We start from the raw sequence: 18,812 nt of genomic DNA, 5'->3' as shown, positions 1-18,812 counted from the left end.
TATGAAAAAATCACTTTTAAGCTTCTTGTTTTTGGGCGCCTGCCTGCTTGGATTTTCACAGGCAAAGTTTCCACCTTTAAAACTAAATAACGCGCTTGTTGTTAGTCATTTAGACAAGGAATCGGATCAGTTTTCATTAGAAATTGCTGTGTCTGATGTGCTTTCAAAAACCAAGATTAAGAATACAGTTTCGCTGAATGTATTGAAGGCCGGCGGAGATCCGCAGGTTTTGATGACAGATTCTTTGACACAGCTATTGAAAGCAAAAGGGATTAATACCCTGATGCTGGTTTCGGTTCGTGGTTTCGATAATCGTTTCAGACCTTCAAGCGGAAATATGACTTTGGCAGAAGACCTGGCAGCAGATAACCTGTTTCCGATTTATAAAGAAGACATTGTTTCGGTAACCTTCGAATTTCATTTCTATAGGGAAGGAAAATTGGTTTACACGGATTTGCTGAAAATCGGCGGGATTAACTCGCGGGATAAAGTATTGCGAAAACTGCGCAAGAAACTAGCGAAGAAGGTTGTGAAAGACTGGATCTAAAAAAGTAGGGGTGAAAAATTTTTCACCCCTACTTTTTTTTTGAGATAGCCTCATTCATAGCTATCCGCACAATTTCGTTCTCCGGATCGTGGATGAGGTAGTAATCGAAATCAGCCAGGGCATCGGCATACTGTCCGAGTTTCAGGTAAGATAAACCGCGCTTTTCGTAAAGTTCGATGTCGTATTTGGAATAAGGTGCTGCCAGGGAAAATAAGCGCACTGCTTCCCGGTACTCTCCTTTTTCAAATGCTTCGAGAGCTTCTCTTTTGAGGGTTAGGAATCCGGCTTCCCGGGCAACCTTGCTTGCTTTTATTTTCCGGAATTGGATGATTTCTTTTTGCTGTTCTGCTGTAATTTCTTCCTTCCCGATTTCAACCAGTTCATCGAATTGTTCGTCAAATTCCGAGCAGGCGCTTTTAACATCGAATTGGTAGAACTTGTCCATGGAAGGAACATTGGTCGTGGACCAAAAAGTTTGCGCCAGGATTTGGTTCGGGGAAACTTCCAATAACTGGAACAGGTAATAAAGCGAGTCCTTGCGGAAGTAAAAGTACGTTCCGACCGGTAATAGTTCCACTGCAGATTTCATATCCGAAAGATACAACTAATTGAAAATTGAGAATGTAAAATTGAAAAGTGCGTTTCGACTCTGCTCAACGACCTTTTTTATGATGTTAAAGGCAGGCGACTGAGTGGAGTCGAAGTCCTCTGATTATTTTCAATTCATAATACGGTCTAACGCTGCGATGAATCGTTGTGCAGCTGTTTCTAAAATCTCATCCGTATGTGCGTGGGAAATGAAGCCAACTTCATATCCGCTTGGTCCCATGTAGAATCCTTCTTCCAGCAATGCAAGGTGTAAATGCTTGAAGTTTGTCATATCCGGGTTAATCTCTTCGGCTGCACGAATGTGTTTGGAGTTATCGAAGGAAATCCAGAAAATAGAACCGATCGTTACCAATTCAAAAGCATATCCTTTCGTTTTAGCATGCGAGTTGATTTGATCTGTGAACAATTTAGTCCTGCGCTCCTGGTCTTCGTAAAATCCGGGTTTGCTCAATTCGGTCAATTGTGCCAAACCTGCTGCCATGGCAACCGGGTTTCCGGATAGAGTTCCAGCCTGGTAAACCGGTCCGTCGGGAGCAACACTGGCCATGATCTCTTTTTTCGCACCATAAGCTCCAACCGGCAGTCCGCCTCCGATGATTTTTCCGTAGGTAACCAAATCCGGAGCAATTCCATAGTATTCGGCCGCTCCTGAAAATGCTACCCGGAATCCTGAAATAACTTCGTCGAAGAACAATAAAGCGCCATATTTAGTACATGTTTCGCGCAATTCTTTCAGGAAGCTCAATTCTTGCAGTAACAATCCGTTATTTGCGGGAATCGGTTCTATAATTACACAGGCAATCTCTTTTCCGAACTGTTCAAAACAGCTTTGTAAAGCTTCGGAATCATTCAACGGAAGAACCAATGTTTCATTGGCGAATACTTCAGGTACTCCGGCACTGGAAGTATTCCCGAAAGTAACCAAACCGGAACCTGCTTTTACCAGTAAGGAATCACTGTGACCGTGATAGCATCCTTCAAATTTTACGATCTTATTTCTTCCGGTATAACCTCTTGCCAGGCGGATTGCAGACATAACGGCTTCCGTTCCCGAACTGGTAAATCGAATCTTATCAATAAACGGATTCTTCGAAAGGATCAATTCCGCCAGGTCATTTTCCAGGCGTGTCGGCGCCCCGAAACTCGCTCCGTTTCCAAGAGCAGCAACGATGCCCGCATATACATTCGGATGGTTGTGACCTAAAATAAGGGGTCCCCAGCTTCCGCAAAAATCAATGAATTGGTTTCCGTCTTCGTCCCAAATGTAAGCGCCGTCTCCTTTTTTAATAAACAAAGGAGAACCCTCAACAGATTTAAATGCTCTTACAGGTGAATTCACTCCTCCCGGGAAGTAATTTTTCGCTTTTTCGTAAAGTGCTTCGGAGGTTGCTCTGTTGAGTTTATTTGCTGCCATTGTGACGATGTTTTAATTTGATACAAAGGTACTAATCGATTGGCAGACTTATAGAAGAAAGGAGGAATTTTGAATGATTCTAAGTTAAAAAAGGGATCTTGAAACTCTAAAGTCTGTGAAAGCAGGGGTTTAGTGGGGTTAAAATCCGGAATCATCCCATCTGTCAGGCAAGACGTAATTCCGCAATAGTACGTCACGGTGAATTTATTCTTGAAATGCTGATTTATACTTTGAAGAATTAAAAGAATTTTTTTTCAAAGTATTGTAGCGAAACATGCTGGTTCTGTCGTTAAAAAATCGCGAAGATTGGTTACATTTGAAACATATTTTTTACCCGTTCTCAACAGAACAATCGATTTATCAGATGAAATACGAATTTACTCCCGAGTTTGCTGCACAAATGGACGCAGCAGATCCATTGAAAGCCTATAGAGACCGTTTCCATTTTCCAACTTTCACAAGCAATCCTGTGAGATATTTCACTGGAAACTCTTTGGGTTTACAACCAAAATCGACGAGAGAGAAAGTCAATCTTGAATTGGACGATTGGGCAAAATGGGGAGTAGAAGGGCATTTCCACGGGACAAATCCCTGGTACAAATACCATGAATTCCTCACAGATGCTTCTGCGAGAATTGTGGGTGCATTGCCAAAGGAAGTTGTTGTAACACATTCCCTGACAACCAACCTGCACTTATTGATGGTTTCATTCTATCAGCCAAAAGGAACAAGAACCAAAATTTTGTGTGAAGCAAAGGCATTTCCGAGTGATTTGTACGCCCTGGAATCCCAGGTTCGTTTCCACGGTTTGGACCCGGAAACTGACTTGGTGGGAATGAGCCCGAGAGAAGGAGAGCATACCTTAAGAGATGAAGATATCCTGGCGAAGATCCTTGAAATGGGAGATTCTCTGGCACTTGTTATGTTTGGGGGAGTGAATTATTATACCGGACAATTGCTGGATATGGAAGCAATCACCAAAGCCGGAAAAGGAGTTGGGGCAATGGTCGGATTTGACCTGGCTCACGCTGCCGGGAATATTCCGGTTAAATTACACGATTGGGGAGTAGATTTTGCTGCCTGGTGTTCGTATAAATATTTAAACTCTAGTCCTGGAGGAGTTTCGGGGATGTTTGTTCATGAAAAACATGCGAAAAACGCATCACTTCCACGTTTTGCAGGATGGTGGGGATACGATAAAAGCACCCGTTTTCAAATGGAGCCCGGCTTTGTTCCAATGGAAGGAGCAGAAGGCTGGCAGCTGAGTAATGCACCGGTTTTGGGAATGGCAGCTCATTGGGCTTCCCTGGAGATTTTTGACGAAGTCGGAATGGACAAACTCAAAGCAAAAAGCGAGGCCCTGACTGGTTACCTGGAATTTATTTTGGATGGATTATCGGAAAAATACGCAGATAAATGCCGTTTTGAAATCATCACACCGAAAGAACCGAAACGCAGAGGAGCTCAGTTATCTATCCTGGTACATGGAAAAGGAAAACAAATTTTTGATGCGATCTCTGAAAAGGGAGTAGTTGCAGATTGGAGAGAACCAAATGTGATTCGTGTAGCGCCGGTTCCCTTATACAATTCATTTGAGGATGTTTATTTCCTGGGGAAGTATTTGGAAGAAGCAATCATAGAGCAGTAGGAGCAGCATATATTTTAACCACAAAAGGCATTTAAAAATCTCCCGCAGAGGACGCAGAAGAACGCAGATTTACTATGTGACCTATGTGGTAAATGAGAAATTAGTAGTATGAAAAAAATAGCAGTAGTAGGAGCAGGACTTGTAGGAAGTTTACAAGCCATTTTACTGGCACAGAAGGGATACCAGGTTTCTGTATTTGAAAGAAGACCGGACTTAAGAAAAGCAGCTTTGGTTGGTGGGAAGTCAATCAACTTAGCACTATCGGACCGCGGGTGGAAAGCACTTGAAATTGCTGGCATCGCCGAAGATATTCGCAAAATTGCCATTCCGATGTATAACCGCTGTATGCATGCCCTGGACGGAACCCTGACTTACCAGCCTTATGGGGTGAACAACGAAGCGATCTATTCGGTTTCACGTGGAGGTTTGAATCAGAAGTTGATGAACCTGGCAGATAATTATCCGAATATTGAATATTTTTTCGACAGGAAATGCCTGGATGTAAACCTGAAAACAAATACACTTTCATTCCAAAACGAGAAAACGAATCAGGTAGAACAATTCGAATCGGATAAGATCTTTGCTACTGACGGAGCTTATTCAGCAGTTCGTATGCGGATGCAGAAATCCATGACCTTCGATTATTCCCAGAAATATTTGGACCACGGATATAAAGAATTGGTTATTCCTGCTAACGAAGACGGAAGCCATAAATTGGACAAGAACTGTTTGCATATCTGGCCGAGAGGTGAGTTCATGATGATCGCACTGGCGAACCTGGACGGGAGCTTCACTTGTACTTTATTCTTCCCGATGGAAGGGGAAACATCTTTTGCAACGCTTGAAACACGTGAGCAGGTAGCGGCCTTTTTTGATAAAACATTCCCGGATGCGGTAGAGATGATGCCGACTTTGTTGGATGATTACTTCGCGAATCCTACCAGTTCATTGATTATGGTTCGTTGTGAGCCATGGAACTACAAAGACAACATCGTTTTACTTGGAGATGCAGCACATGCTATTGTTCCTTTCTACGGGCAAGGAATGAACTGCGGGTTCGAGGACTGCACGGTTTTCAATGAAATGTACGATGAAAGCAAAGGAGACTGGACCGGTTTGTTGAGCCGTTTTTCCGACCAGCGGGTTCCGGATGCCAATGCAATTTTAGACCTGGCTTTGGATAATTACGTGGAAATGCGTGATAAAACTGCGGATCCTGAGTTTTTGCTGCAGAAAAAGATCGAAGGAAAATTCTCCCGATTACACCCGGATAAATGGACTCCGCTTTATTCACAGGTTACATTCAGCAATACCCGTTACAGCGATGCATTGCGAAATGGAAGAAAACAAGATGCTTTGATGCAGCAGATTTTGAAGATCGAAAACATTCATGAAAGATGGGATGAACCGTTCGTTATGGAAAAAATGTTAGAACTTATTTCGTAACCAATCCCGAAACTTGTCATATTTATAAAAAAATTCGATCATGAGATTTGTCCTTGCAATTGTTTGTTTAACCCTGGCCGGAACTTCGTTCGCTCAATCCCGGAACCTTAGAGGGAAAAGCCGGAAAGATTTTTTCGGGGGTGCGCGTGATTACCGACAGTTGACAAAAGACGGGATACAAATTTCAGTGGGGCCGAATTATACCTTTACCAATCCGAAAATCACGGAGTATTCCGGAACGGATGCCAATGGAAGGCCGGTTACGGCGCAAGTCGACCCAATTGGAAAACCAGGGGCGTTTATTGAAATAGGAGCGGCACATTACCGCTTGAAAAAGTCGCGTGTTTTGGATGCATGGTACAAAAAACGTGGAGACAAGGGAGAAATCAAGTGGATTGGGGCAAATTTGTTCCACCGCCTGGATTGGGGCCTGGGCTTTAATTACATCGGTGGAAGTGAGCGAACACGCTTTGAATTATTCAATCCGGGTACAGGAGCTTCTTCATTTGATGAAAGTACAGGTTCTTTCTACAACGGATATTTGACGGCTCGCGTGACGATCGACCGCTTTACCAAGATTGCAGATGGCTGGCATTTGGAAACCGGTTTAGGCTTTAACTTCCTGTTTAATGCACTTCCGGCTCCCAAAGCACCTTACGCTCCCACAGTTGCACCTTTAAAGTTCCAGCAGGATTTTATGGCGCAGTTCCACCTGCATTTAGGCTTTACGAGAACGATCCGCAGAGGTGATTATTTGACATTCGGGTTCCTGGTCCCTGCAATCGGTATTTATGAGCCGAACCGTGCAAGACCAACTATTCAGTGGTTTTCAAGTAACTACTGGCCGGTGCAGTTCCAAATTCGCTGGATCCACCATTTCACTAAAAAATCGAATGGTTGTAACACGGGAACACCGGAAGACCGAAAAAGAAACGACGAATACATGCAAAACCGTTAATAGCTGATTCCATGAGAAGATTTTACTACTTAAGCTCTTGTGACACCTGTCAAAAGATTATGAAGGCTTTGGACTTACCGAAAGATGTGGAACTGATCGATATCAAACAAACCAATATTGATGCGGCAACCCTCGATTGGCTGAAGGAAAAAGTAGGCTCTTATGAGGGAATGTTCTCCAAGAGAGCCATGAAATTCCGGTCTATGGGATTACACGAAATGAACTTGGCGGAAGCGGATTACCGCAAATACATGCTGGAAGAATATACTTTTTTGAAGCGCCCCTTTGTCATTTATGATGATCATATCTGGATTGGAAACGCCAAAAAAGAAGTGGAGTCTGCCAGTACATTTTTCGCAAACTTAAAGTAATCAGAAGAATCGCAGACGACTGTTTAGTACGGAGCTGCGGTAATCGTCTAATTTTTCATCCAGGTTTCGCTGAATGAAGCGGCGTACAAATTTTTGCGTACCCTTGCCCATCTTGAAATCAAGTTCGTCTCCGAAAATAGGAACGATGCTTAGAAAATGAATGTTTTTGCCAGAGACAGAAACAGGGCTAAGCTCTTTTTGAAGCAGGATAGGATCCAGGAAAATGAAATATTCCTGTTTCATCAAATTGGAAATCGGAACTTCCGGATTTCCGGTTGGAATAGTATGCCCCGGACCGAACCAGGTATTTTTGTCCCGTACAAAACGTTCCAATTTGTAGATCCATGTATATATCCAGGAAAAATTGGGATTGTCATAGTCCTCGAAATTCCAATAAGCAGGTAAGCAAAAATAAATCTCGTTAAACTCCCTGCCGACCCATTTATCCAACACCGGCATTTGGTATTCGGAAAGCCGGGCAGTCATTAAAATAGTTACAGGAACATCCAGCTCAAGAAACAGGAGAATTAATTCCTGTTCGTTGTGCAAAGGATTTTGGATAGCTTTCACCCGGTGAGCTCCAAAACGGTTTTCAAATGCCTTGATAAGTTCCATGAGGACAAATATAGTGTATCCGTCTTGCTTTCTGCATATCCTTTCCTGAAGTATCTGCAATAAAAAAGGGGCCGAAGCCCCTCATCGGTTATTGGTTTATATTGTTTATTTCGCCTTAAAGAAATGGTCTATTTCTGAAATGCGCATAGTCATATCATCTCCTTCAACTTTTGAGATGTTGAAAATGATTGACTTTTTTTGGTTGGGACCGTAGAATAAGAACAGATCGATCTTATCGTCATATTGGGTGCTGAGCCACTTTCCTTCCATTTCGATAAAATCTGTCATGTTGTTTTGATCATACCAACGACCTGTAAAGGTCTCGTCGTCTTTCAGATCAAAATAAATATTGTTGATCCCTAAGATCTTGTCTTTGTCGGGACCAAAACCATCTACTTTTACAAGTGTCCATTTCTTGACCAGTCGATCATCTATATTGGAGTTTGAGCAAGCAGCAAGGACTAAGAAAAGCAGTCCGAATAGTAAGTAAGTAAAACGAATTTTCATAATAATTAAGCCGGGGTGCTTGGGTAAAACTAAGCTTTCTCAACAGAGTTCCAACTACTTTTTTTGCAGATTGTATTTAAGCAAATTTTGAGTGAGCAATTGTCCGATTTGACTGTGCAATTTACTTATGCTTTCCTAGTATTGGGTGAAAATTCTACAAAATTTCCTTCAGGGAATTCCAAAAAACAGCATCAGATAGAACGGCACCTTGCGTGATTAGCTGATGAATTTCCATTTCCCGTGAATCGTTGTAGTTTTTCTTACTGGTAAAAAAAGAAAGATCCTTTGGTGTTTTGGTCAGTGCTTCATGAATTCCGTCCACGCTCGAAAGATCAACAGCAGATCCCGGGTTCTTCTGAATAGCTATCAATTCCTGCTCATTTTCACCCAAATGAAATACAATACAGGAATCGGGGGTACGGTGTTCCAGGAATTTCACCTTTTCATAAACGGTCTGTAAGACCTGGTCCGAAAAAAGCTCAACGAGTTCCAAAGCCTTTTGAGGTTCCTTTTGATTGAGTTCAGCCCATTCTTCACCATGAACACCGTTGATGATCAAAAAAGCCTTTAGATCACCTTCCAGGTGCTGTAGTTCTTCGTCGGATAAAATGCGGTATTTCATACTGCAAAGTTAGTGTTCCCTTACAAATAGGTATACTCGAATTGTACTTTCCTTCCGTCGTTATAAGTTACCTCCCGGATCAGGTTCTTTTCCGAATAGCTGGAGGTGGTTGTAATGGTGTGTTTATCCGATCTTTTGTAAAGGTCCATGCGTTTCACAATATTTCCAAGATGGTCTTTTTCTTCTATCAGCCGGTAACTCCGCTTCCCTTTTTTGGAATACCCTTCAAATACATCTTTTTCTTTTGAGTAAGTATTGTGATTCACCAAAATGGAATCATGCAGGAAACGTTTGTATTCAGTAAGCACGGAGTCTTTGCTGAACGAAGTTTCCTGTAAATAGTCTTTTCCGTCTTCGATCGTTCGCATATAACTGATGTATGATCCGTCGTTGTTGGAACTGTAGTACTGGCACTGGGTTACCTCTTCCACTTTTATTTCCTGTACCTTTCCTTTTTCGTCACAGCTGTAGGTCCATCGCTTTTTCAATTCACCATTGATTACGTATCGCGTTTCCGTGGCTTTCTTCAATAAGTCGTCATAATCAGTTTCAAGCCTGTAGGTTTTTTCTTTCTTTCCAAAGATTTTCTTTTCCACCAATGAGGCCTGGTTCCCGTTGAAATAGACATAATTGGTTTCTGCGGTTAACTTTTCGTCCTTGAAGGATTGGATTTTTGTAATCCGGGACTCCGAATCATAGGAAATCAGTGTCTTGAAAGCATACTTTTTCGTGGTGTTATGGATTTCGCTCAATAAAGTATCCATGAATTTGTAATTCACAGTGCCGTATTCGGTTTTCATTCGGACTAATCTTCCTGAAACATCGTAGGTGCGCTCATACCAATCCTTTTTGTGTCCTTTTTTAGTGATATTGAACGCTTTCACCGTACCAACTTTATTTTGTTTTATAACTTCTGGTTTCGCACCGTAATACATATTTTGCTGATACTCATTTCCGAATTCATATTTTGCTCCCCAGCGGAGGTAACTCAACATATATTCGTCTGAATGAGGGCCTTTCCAGGCAAAAGAGACACCGGGCAGCAATAATGCCAGGAGAAATACTTTTTTCATAAGTAATTGTTTTAGGTTTTGTTCAATAAGTTGAAATCCGGTTTTGGTTACGGTGCAAATCTGGCTAAAATAGGTATTTTTGTTTTATGCAGAAAAAAGGCGTTGCAATTCTTGGTTCTACGGGTTCTATCGGGACACAGGCTTTGGAGGTTATCCGGGCTTATCCGGATAAATTCGACCTGCAAGTAATTACCGCTCAGTCAAATGCAAAACTACTGATCGAACAGGCAAGGAAATTTCAGCCAAACGCGGTAGTGATCGCTGACGAAAGTAAATACCAGGAAGTAAAAGAAGCTCTTTTTTCGGAGGATATTCACGTTTATGCCGGAAACAAGGCACTCTGCCAGGTGGTGGAATTCCATGAAGTGAATGTAGTCCTGACAGCTTTGGTTGGATATGCAGGATTGAAACCGACACTTGCAGCAATAGACGCAGGAAAGGATATTGCCCTGGCCAACAAAGAAACACTCGTAGTTGCCGGTGAATTGGTCACTGCACGTGCACGTGCCAAAGGAATTAATATTTACCCGGTTGATTCGGAACATTCTGCCATTTTCCAATGTTTGGTAGGAGAGTTTCATAATCCGGTGGAGAAAATTTACCTCACAGCTTCGGGTGGACCTTTCAGGGGCTGGAAAGCAGAAACGTTGAAATCGGTAACTCCGGCACAGGCATTGAAACATCCGAATTGGTCTATGGGAGCGAAGATTACCATTGATTCCGCTTCAATGATGAATAAAGGACTGGAAGTGATCGAGGCAAAGTGGCTGTTTGGGTTGAAGAACGAACAAATTGATGTGATCGTTCATCCGCAGTCGGTTGTCCATTCGCTGGTGCAGTTTCAGGATGGGAGTTTGAAAGCGCAGATGGGCCTTCCGGATATGAGATTGCCAATCCAGTTTGCGTTAACTTACCCGGAGCGTTTTAAAACAGATTTTCCGCGGTTCAACTTTTTGGATTATCCCCAGCTTACCTTTGAAAAGGCTGATCCGGATACTTTCCGGAATTTGCAATTGGCTTATGATGCTTTGGAAAAAGGCGGAACAGCGGCTTGTGCTTTAAATGCAGCCAATGAGATTTCCGTGCAGCTTTTCCTGGAAGAAAAAATCGGTTTTTTGGATATTGCACGGATCAATGAGCAGGTAATGCTGCAGACTCCGTTTATTGCGGCGCCGGGTTATGAAGATTATGTGGAAACAGACCGGATTGCGCGTGAGATTGTATTTAAGCAACTGTAAGATAAGCCCAGAAAACCACCAAATAGCGAACAATTTTTCCGAGAGACATTAAAGTCATCGTTTTCCGGAAAGATACCCGGTAAATTCCCAGTACAACCAATAAAGGATCGCCGATAACGGGCACCCATGAAAACAGGGCTGTCCAAAAACCATAGCGCTGAACCAGTGATTCACTGCGTATCAACTGCTTTTTTCCGAGTATTTTACGACCATAATATCCCAGTAAGTAATTGGTACTTCCGCCCAGGCAGTTTCCAAGACTTGCCGTAATTAGAACAGAAACCGGTGAGTAGTCTCCCGAATTCAAAAAGAATAAAAGTGTGGCTTCGGAAGGAAACGGAATAATGGTTGATGCCAGAAAGCATAACAAGAACAATCCAATTAAACCCCATTCGATCATGCTGCAAACTTACGAAACAAAAAATGGGGATCTACCACAGCAGATCCCCATTTCGTTTTTTCTAAAGAAAATTATTTCTTAACGATACGTTTTGTTGTTGTTTCGTTACCAACAGTCAAAGTTACGTTGTAGATTCCAGCCTGGAAGCTAGTACCATCGATAGCGATAGTTTGAGAACCAGCAGCCATTTTAGAAGCAGGAACTGTTGCAACTGTACGTCCTGAAAGATCTGTAACAACAGCAGAAACGCTAGCGTCAGCTTTCAAATCGAACTTAACTTCTGTTGTACCAGCGAACGGGTTCGGGTAAACAGATAAGTTAGATGCAGTAGTCAATTCCTCAACACTTAATGAAGGATCGAAGTTCAAACGAACCCATGGAGTCTCCAATTGGTAGAATCTGTTTGCTTGAGTTGTGATATCATCTCCGTCTACGAAGAATGAAGTTTGAGGAACTGAAGTTCCAGCGTTTGCAATTCTAACATCCGGAGAGTAGCTACCAACCATTACGAAGTAAGTTGTACCTGCCTCCATTTGAATAGGGCTAGTCAAAAGAAGCGTAATGTTAGTACCGATTTGTGCAGCTGTCAATGAAATAACAGCAGATTCTCCAGCGTAAACGATATCTCCGGATACCGGATCAATCTTGTGAATTCTAGCATAAACTTCAGAGTTTACAGGAGTTCCAGTTGCAAAACGCACATCAACACCTTTTAAAGTTTGAGCAGTCCAGATATCATAGAAGTTTCCAGCCTGGAACAAATCTGCACCGTTAGTTGTGTATCCGTCAGCAACACCGTTATCTCTTGCATAGATGTGGTTTGTTACATCGAAAGAGAAGTTTGCCCCCAGTGAATTATTAGCTGGAACATCATCCGGATTTGTCGAATTCAATGTTCTTGCTACGTTATAAGTACCAACAACGCTTGGAGTAAACTGAGTAGACATGAATAAGCTGTCATCAGCTCCGGAAGCGATAGTTGCAGGAGTATTTGACCCGTTGAAAGTAGCAGCACCAGTTATTGCAACATTGTATACTACGTTTGTCATGGACAATGAGCCCTCGTTCTTAACATTCAAAGAGAAATCGATAGGAGCGATTTGAGTGGTAGGGATTTTGAAATATGCCAATCCTTCAGTACCCCAGTAATCATTAGTGATTGCTAAATCGTATTCAGCAGGTGTAGTAATTTTTACATCGTCAATGTTCCATCCGTAAGTAATCCAAACGTTAGGATTTGTTGCGGATTGAGGGAAACGAGTTGTCCAGTGGAAACGAACCCAAAGGTCAGTTGATCCGTTTGGAACATAAGAAGTGATGTTGATTATTTCCTCAGTTGGATTCGCATAAGCATCTCCACCTGCCTGAGATAAAGTACCTTTATCTGTGTTATCACCTACAGTAACCCATGTAGTACCATCCAAAGAAATTTGGAATTCCTGCAGGTCATTGAACAATGCACCGTTCTGCATGAAAGATAAAATAAGGTTTGGCTGTCCTGTGATATCGATCGGAGCTGCTGTTGTTAAATAGTAATCAACATCCAATTTCTGAGTTGCAGGAGTTGCAGCCGGGTTTCCATTCCCTAATTCAGCGAAGTTACCTCCGGAAGTAGAAAGGATAATTCCTTGCGTAGCATTGTTTGCCCAACCTTCTTTTGTTGCGTTGATATTCCAACCGAAGTTTCCACCCGTTTGGTTGTCGTTGTCGATAGTCCAATCACCTGGAGTTGAAAAGTCACTTGACCAGACAGTAGTTCCTAGAGCTTTCGGAGCGGAAACCGGAGCTGCTTTGTGGTTTGCAGTACTAATTGTTTGTGCCATTCGAGGTGATGCCGTTACTTTCGCATTTTGAGCAAAAGCACCTGTAACCAGCAACAATCCCGATAACAAAGTAATTTGTTTTTTCATGTTTTCTTTAATTTACGAAGTTCTAAATTTAATTATTTGACCCATAAAAGGTCTGTTTATTTATTAAACGGTATTAATTACGAAATAAACGGTAATCACTGTCCTTTAAGAAAGGTAATTTCTCCCGGAGTCGACCCAGTTCATCGTAGCTAATGTCCTGTGTAATGACGCTTTCGGAATTCAAAAGGTTGGAAAGTTCCTCGCCAAGCAGGTTAATTAATTTGCTCTGTCCGTTGTAGGACAAACCTGAATGATCATTCCCAACACGATTCAATCCTGCAACGTAGCATTGGTTTTCAATTGCACGTGCGGGCAAAAGTGTTGACCAGTGATGAATCCTTCTTTCCGGCCAGTTTGCTACATAGAGCAAAAGATCATAAGCAGGCTTCCCATCCGTTTCTCCATTGCGTATATTTTCCGGGAAGCGAAGGTCGTAACAAATCTGTAAGTTTATTTTCCATCCAAGGTAATCCACAATGACTTCTTTTGAGCCGGCAGTGAAGTGAATCGATTCCTCTGCCATTCCGAATAGTTTCCGCTTGTCATAACAAGTGATCTTTCCGTCGGGCTCAATGAATACGCCACGGTTGTAGTATTTTCCTTCCTCTTCAATAATAAGTGAAGTATAGAACGCCGCTCTTTTTTCTTTTGCCTTCCCCTTTAACCATGAAATGCTTGCGCTGCTTTCCATTTTTTCGGAAAGTTGTTTCGCATTCATGGAAAACCCGGTTTGGAACATTTCAGGTAAGAGGATGATGTCTGTTTCCGAAACCGATTTCAATAGTTCCTCGTAATGTTCGAAGTTGGCAGTTTTGTCTTCCCACCGCTGATCTGCCTGGACGAATGTTATTCTTAGATTTTGCATAATCTTTCTGCTGCCCGGATTAATGTTTCATCTGTTTTCGCAAAACAAAAACGGATGGTGTGATAATCGTTCAATTCCTCGTAGAAAACAGAGAGTGGTATAGCTGCCACCCCGATATCTTTTACCAGCCATTCGCAAAAGGAAACATCCGGAAGATCGGAAATTGCATTGTACCGCACCGTTTGAAAATAAGTCCCTTCACTGGGCAGGAATTCAAACTTACTCTTGGTCATGAGTTGTCTAAAACGATCGCGTTTATCCTGGTAGAATCCACCTAGGTTTGTCACATCGGTTGCGGAAATGTAGTCCGCCAATGTTTTTTGTGCCACGCTGTTCACGGAAAACACCAGGTACTGGTGTACTTTTTTGATTTCTTTCAGGATAGGTTCCGGTGCGATCAGGTAACCAACCTTCCATCCGGTTAAATGGAAAGTTTTTCCGAATGATGAAACAATAATGCTTCTATTCCGCAAGATTTCATGATGATGTGCGGAAAAATGCTTCTTTTCAAAAGTAATGAATTCATAAACTTCGTCGGAACACAAAATCAGGTTGGGGTGATCCGTCATGACCTGTACCAATGCGTCAAAGTCTTCCTGGTCCATCATTTTCCCGGAAGGATTGTGCGGGTTATTGATGATCAAAATGCACGTTTTTTGATTCACTGTTTGTCTGAGCTCGCGCCAGTCGATCGTGAAATCTTCCCGCATGGGAATATGGATTGCCTTCCCGCCGGCCAAATGAACCGCCGGACTGTAACAATCATAGGCCGGATCCAGGATAACAACTTCGTCTCCGGGATGAACCAATGCCTGAAGTGTTGTAAAAATTCCCTGAGTAGCTCCGGAAGTAACCAAAATTTCGGTAGAAGGATTAACCTCTCTGTTGTAAACACGGTGTACCATTTGCGCAATTCCTTCCAACAAAGCCGGAAGCCCGGCCATTGGGGCATACTGATGCACGTTTTCAGTACTGTTTTTAGCCAATAATTCTTCAATCAAAGGATCAATCGGGAAATTTGGAAAGCCTTGTGAGAGATTAATTGCCTGGTATTGATTGGCCAACTGGCTCATCGTTGAAAATATGGTGGTTCCTACTTTTGGAAGTTTTGTCTGCATGGATTACATTTGTTTGCAGTAGCAAAGTAAATCATTCCTGCTTTATATGGTATGCAAACAGGCATATTTTAACGGGAATTCACTTAAAATGAACTGAATGAAACTCCGTTTTTTAGCTTTCCCGGTATTTTTTAGCCTCTTATTCACCTCCTGTAGTGAAGATTCTATCTGTGATTGTATTCGCGCCAGTGATGAATTGAATGCAAAATATGATGAGCTGCGTACAAAAGCATTGAGCAACAAAGGACAAAAAGAAGTCAAAGAATTGATCCAAACAAAGAAGGCTAAATGCAAGGAGTTTGAGCAGATGAGCGGTCCGGAAATGCTCGAAAGAAAGGCAAGCTGTAAGGAGTAAGCCACAATCTTTTTTGCCTGGATTTCAGTTCGGTCAATGATTTAAAATCCATTCTTGAACGGCTATGGAAAGTCTCCATTTCCGGTTAACAAATATTCCAAACTAAATCGAAATAATAAAACGTGAAATTCGCTATCTTTGCACCTGCTTACTAGTAAAAGTAAGTTTCAAAAAAGAAGTGAAATTTTTATGAGTGCATTTTCATCCCGCCACATTGGCCCTGATTCAGCTGAGAAATCTGAGATGTTAGCTGCTATTGGTGTTCAATCAATTCAAGAATTAATCGATAAAACCATTCCTTCACACATCCGTTTATCAGGAGAATTGAAGATCGACAATGCGTTGAGCGAGCAGGAATACCTGCAGCATATCACCGCATTGGGTGCTCAGAATAAAGTATATAGGTCTTTCATCGGTTTAGGATACAACGAAACGATCGTTCCTTCCGTGATTTTGCGTAACGTATTGGAGAATCCGGGATGGTATACGGCATATACTCCGTACCAGGCTGAAATTTCCCAGGGCCGTTTAGAGGCTTTGTTGAACTTCCAGACGATGGTGATGGAACTAACAGGAATGGAAATCGCAAACGCATCCTTATTGGATGAAGGAACAGCGGCTTCCGAAGCAATGATCTTGTTCTGGAACTCACGTTCCCGCCAGGAGATTAAAGACGGAGTGAATAAATTCTTCATTTCTAAAAATGCATTCCCACAAACAAAAGAAGTGGTGTTGGGCCGTGCATTGAACCTGGGGATCGAATTGATCGAAGGTGACGAAACAACCTTTACAAATGACGGAACTTATTTCGGAGCAATCGTTCAATATCCGGATGTTCACGGACATATTACTGATGTTGCAGGATTTATCAGCCGAAACAACGGGTTGAGAACAGCAGTAGCTGCAGACATATTGTCGCTTGTTCTGTTGAAATCACCGGGGTCACTGGGAGCTGATGTCGTATTTGGTTCTTCCCAGCGTTTTGGAGTTCCGATGGGTTACGGAGGACCTCACGCAGCATTTTTTGCGGCAAAAGACGAATACAAGCGCTCCATGCCGGGCCGTATCATCGGGGTATCGAAAGATGCGGATGACAACATGGCTTTGCGTATGGCTTTGCAGACACGTGAGCAGCACATTAAAAGAGATAAAGCAACATCCAATATTTGTACGGCGCAGGCATTGCTTGCAGTAATGGCTTCCATGTATGCAGTGTACCACGGTCCTGCAGGAATGAAAGAAATTGCTGAGCATGTAAACAGCCTGGCAACTTCAACTGCTCTCGGATTGAAAGCAGCAGGGATCCAGGTTGGTTCCGATTCTTTCTTCGACACTGTTTGGGTGAAAGGAGTAGATACGGCAAAAATCAAAGCAGCTGCAGAAGCGAAGGAAATGAACTTCCGCATCATCAATGACTCTGAATTGACTATCAGCTTCGGAGAACCTCATACAAAAGAAGATGTTGCAGCGATTTTGGACATTTTCGGAGCAAGCGCACCGACAGCAGAATCAGCATTGAGCGCTTCTGTGTTGAGAACAGATGCAGTATTCACACACGCAACATTCAACAAGTATCATTCGGAATCCAAAATGATGCGTTATTTGAAGCGTTTGGAAAATAAAGACCTTTCATTGGTTCACTCCATGATTCCGCTGGGATCTTGTACTATGAAACTAAACGCGGCTTCCGAGTTGATTCCGATCACGAATCCTCAGTTCGCAAATATGCACCCGTTTGCCCCGGTTGAGCAGGCAGCAGGTTACCACGCTATGTTCCGCCAGTTGGAAAAAGACTTGTGTGAATCCACCGGATTTGCAGCCATGTCTTTGCAGCCGAACTCAGGAGCACAAGGTGAGTATGCCGGATTGATGGTGATCAAAGCATACCACGAAAGCCGCGGCGACAAGCAGCGTACAAAAATGATCATTCCTTCATCTGCACACGGGACGAACCCGGCTTCTGCAGTAATGGCAGGAATGGAAGTGGTTGTTACAGGTTGTGACGAGAACGGGAACATCAACATCGACGAATTAAGAACTGTTGCCAACCAAATCGGGAACGAATTGGCAGGTTTGATGGTGACTTACCCGTCAACACACGGAGTTTACGAAGAAGGTATCCGTGAGATCACGTCTATCATCCACGAAAACGGGGGACAAGTATACATGGACGGTGCAAATATGAACGCACAGGTTGGATTAACAAATCCAGGAAACATCGGTGCAGACGTTTGTCACCTGAACTTACATAAAACATTTGCAATTCCTCACGGAGGTGGTGGACCCGGAATGGGACCAATCGGAGTGGCAGCACATTTGGCTCCTTTCTTACCAAGCAACCCGGTTGTTGCAGCAGGAGGAAACACACCGATCCACGCCGTTTCCGCAGCGCCTTACGGAAGTGCATTGATCTTGTTGATCTCTTACGGATACATTAAAATGCTGGGAGCAGATGGATTGCGCCAATCTACAGAAGCGGCTATCCTGAATGCAAACTACATTGCAGCGAAACTGAAAGGTCACTACGACGTATTATACACCGGTAAGAACGGAACAGTTGCGCACGAAATGATCTTAGACTGCCGTGATTTCAAGAAAACAGCAGACGTAGAAGTAGCAGATATGGCGAAGCGTTTGATCGACTTCGGTTTCCATGCACCAACGGTATCATTCCCGGTAGCAGGAACCTTGATGGTTGAACCTACAGAATCAGAGGATAAAGAAGAACTGGACCGTTTCATCGAAGCGATGATCAAGATCAGAGCTGAGATCAAAGAAATCGAGAACGGTCATGCAGACAAAGAAAACAACCTGTTGAAGAATGCTCCGCACACAGCAGACTGTATCATCAACAAAGACTGGAACTATCCATACTCTCCGCAGGAAGCAGCTTACCCGGTTGCTTATTTGAAAGAGTGGAAGTACTGGGTTCCGGTACGTCGTGTAGACAACGCTTACGGAGACAGAAACTTAGTGTGTTCTTGTCCGAGTGTGGAGAGCTACATGCACTTGGAGGCTTAGCTTCGACTTCGCTCAGCTTACTAAAGAGTTTATAATGAAAATCCGCTTGTCGATTGACGGGCGGATTTTTTTGTATTTTTGGGGATCAATTTAAC

18 protein-coding genes are annotated in these 18,812 nt (G+C 42.8%); 8 read left to right on the top strand and 10 right to left on the bottom strand.

Annotation, left to right across the window (positions count from 1 at the left end):
• Nucleotide 1 precedes the first annotated feature (1 nt).
• Nucleotides 2-547: a hypothetical protein gene (locus tag QZT69_RS03410; RefSeq protein WP_294670524.1), complete on the top strand. Its 546-nt coding sequence runs from the start codon at nucleotides 2-4 to the stop codon at nucleotides 545-547.
• Between the two features lie 28 nt (nucleotides 548-575).
• On the opposite strand, the gene QZT69_RS03405 is transcribed toward QZT69_RS03410, so the two are convergent.
• A complete protein-coding gene (locus tag QZT69_RS03405) occupies nucleotides 576-1,136 on the bottom strand; it encodes a tetratricopeptide repeat protein (RefSeq protein ID WP_294670523.1) in 561 nt (186 codons plus the stop codon).
• A 129-nt stretch (nucleotides 1,137-1,265) separates the two neighbouring features.
• The gene (gene hemL / locus QZT69_RS03400; RefSeq protein ID WP_294670521.1) at nucleotides 1,266-2,570 is read right to left on the bottom strand and encodes a glutamate-1-semialdehyde 2,1-aminomutase; all 1,305 of its coding nucleotides are present in this window, start codon (nucleotides 2,568-2,570) and stop codon (nucleotides 1,266-1,268) included.
• Nucleotides 2,571-2,934: 364 nt separating this feature from the next.
• On the opposite strand from hemL, the gene kynU reads away from it, so the two are divergent.
• From kynU to QZT69_RS03380, 4 genes are all read left to right on the top strand, one after another.
• Nucleotides 2,935-4,218: a kynureninase gene (kynU, locus tag QZT69_RS03395; protein ID WP_294670519.1), complete on the top strand. Its 1,284-nt coding sequence runs from the start codon at nucleotides 2,935-2,937 to the stop codon at nucleotides 4,216-4,218.
• A gap of 99 nt (nucleotides 4,219-4,317) precedes the next feature.
• Entirely contained in the window at nucleotides 4,318-5,664 is a 1,347-nt protein-coding gene (locus QZT69_RS03390) for an NAD(P)/FAD-dependent oxidoreductase (RefSeq protein WP_294671356.1), read from the top strand.
• Nucleotides 5,665-5,704: 40 nt separating this feature from the next.
• The gene (locus QZT69_RS03385) at nucleotides 5,705-6,622 is read left to right on the top strand and encodes a hypothetical protein (protein WP_294670517.1); all 918 of its coding nucleotides are present in this window, start codon (nucleotides 5,705-5,707) and stop codon (nucleotides 6,620-6,622) included.
• A gap of 11 nt (nucleotides 6,623-6,633) precedes the next feature.
• Complete coding sequence (locus QZT69_RS03380) at nucleotides 6,634-6,993, top strand: arsenate reductase family protein (RefSeq protein WP_294670515.1); 360 nt, start codon at nucleotides 6,634-6,636, stop codon at nucleotides 6,991-6,993.
• Here the strand turns inward: QZT69_RS03380 and QZT69_RS03375 are convergent, their stop codons facing one another.
• The 4 genes from QZT69_RS03375 to QZT69_RS03360 all read right to left on the bottom strand — a co-directional run bounded on the left by QZT69_RS03375 (nucleotide 6,994) and on the right by QZT69_RS03360 (nucleotide 9,810).
• A complete protein-coding gene (locus tag QZT69_RS03375; protein ID WP_294670513.1) occupies nucleotides 6,994-7,608 on the bottom strand; it encodes a suppressor of fused domain protein in 615 nt (204 codons plus the stop codon).
• A gap of 105 nt (nucleotides 7,609-7,713) precedes the next feature.
• Complete coding sequence (locus tag QZT69_RS03370; RefSeq protein ID WP_294670511.1) at nucleotides 7,714-8,115, bottom strand: hypothetical protein; 402 nt, start codon at nucleotides 8,113-8,115, stop codon at nucleotides 7,714-7,716.
• Nucleotides 8,116-8,269: 154 nt separating this feature from the next.
• The gene (locus QZT69_RS03365) at nucleotides 8,270-8,737 is read right to left on the bottom strand and encodes a DUF6495 family protein (protein ID WP_294670510.1); all 468 of its coding nucleotides are present in this window, start codon (nucleotides 8,735-8,737) and stop codon (nucleotides 8,270-8,272) included.
• Nucleotides 8,738-8,757: 20 nt separating this feature from the next.
• A complete protein-coding gene (locus QZT69_RS03360; RefSeq protein WP_294670508.1) occupies nucleotides 8,758-9,810 on the bottom strand; it encodes a hypothetical protein in 1,053 nt (350 codons plus the stop codon).
• 86 nt (nucleotides 9,811-9,896) lie between these two features.
• On the opposite strand from QZT69_RS03360, the gene QZT69_RS03355 reads away from it, so the two are divergent.
• Complete coding sequence (locus tag QZT69_RS03355) at nucleotides 9,897-11,048, top strand: 1-deoxy-D-xylulose-5-phosphate reductoisomerase (RefSeq protein WP_294670507.1); 1,152 nt, start codon at nucleotides 9,897-9,899, stop codon at nucleotides 11,046-11,048.
• Here QZT69_RS03355 and QZT69_RS03350 read toward each other — a convergent pair.
• The 4 genes from QZT69_RS03350 to QZT69_RS03335 all read right to left on the bottom strand — a co-directional run bounded on the left by QZT69_RS03350 (nucleotide 11,035) and on the right by QZT69_RS03335 (nucleotide 15,341).
• Nucleotides 11,035-11,448 (bottom strand): YqaA family protein, encoded by a 414-nt coding sequence (locus QZT69_RS03350; protein ID WP_294670505.1) that lies wholly within the window; start codon nucleotides 11,446-11,448, stop codon nucleotides 11,035-11,037. The two genes, QZT69_RS03355 and QZT69_RS03350, sit on opposite strands and share 14 nt — an antisense overlap.
• Before the next feature lie 71 nt (nucleotides 11,449-11,519).
• The gene (locus QZT69_RS03345) at nucleotides 11,520-13,358 is read right to left on the bottom strand and encodes a T9SS type A sorting domain-containing protein (protein ID WP_294670503.1); all 1,839 of its coding nucleotides are present in this window, start codon (nucleotides 13,356-13,358) and stop codon (nucleotides 11,520-11,522) included.
• A 73-nt stretch (nucleotides 13,359-13,431) separates the two neighbouring features.
• The gene (locus tag QZT69_RS03340) at nucleotides 13,432-14,223 is read right to left on the bottom strand and encodes an amidohydrolase (RefSeq protein WP_294670502.1); all 792 of its coding nucleotides are present in this window, start codon (nucleotides 14,221-14,223) and stop codon (nucleotides 13,432-13,434) included.
• Nucleotides 14,211-15,341, bottom strand: a complete 1,131-nt coding sequence (locus QZT69_RS03335; RefSeq protein ID WP_294670500.1) for a methionine aminotransferase — start codon at nucleotides 15,339-15,341, stop codon at nucleotides 14,211-14,213. Before QZT69_RS03335 ends, QZT69_RS03340 begins: the two co-directional genes overlap by 13 nt.
• Before the next feature lie 97 nt (nucleotides 15,342-15,438).
• Here QZT69_RS03335 and QZT69_RS03330 point away from each other — a divergent pair, with 97 nt between their 5' ends.
• A complete protein-coding gene (locus QZT69_RS03330) occupies nucleotides 15,439-15,696 on the top strand; it encodes a hypothetical protein (RefSeq protein WP_294670498.1) in 258 nt (85 codons plus the stop codon).
• 189 nt (nucleotides 15,697-15,885) lie between these two features.
• Nucleotides 15,886-18,717, top strand: a complete 2,832-nt coding sequence (gene gcvP / locus QZT69_RS03325) for an aminomethyl-transferring glycine dehydrogenase (protein WP_294670497.1) — start codon at nucleotides 15,886-15,888, stop codon at nucleotides 18,715-18,717.
• Nucleotides 18,718-18,812: the final 95 nt, after the last annotated feature.

Origin of the sequence: uncultured Fluviicola sp. (assembly GCF_902168135.1) — a bacterium.
In the GTDB taxonomy this organism is placed as follows: Bacteria; Bacteroidota; Bacteroidia; order Flavobacteriales_D; family Crocinitomicaceae; genus Fluviicola.
This window is presented reverse-complemented; position numbering and strand designations above follow the sequence as displayed.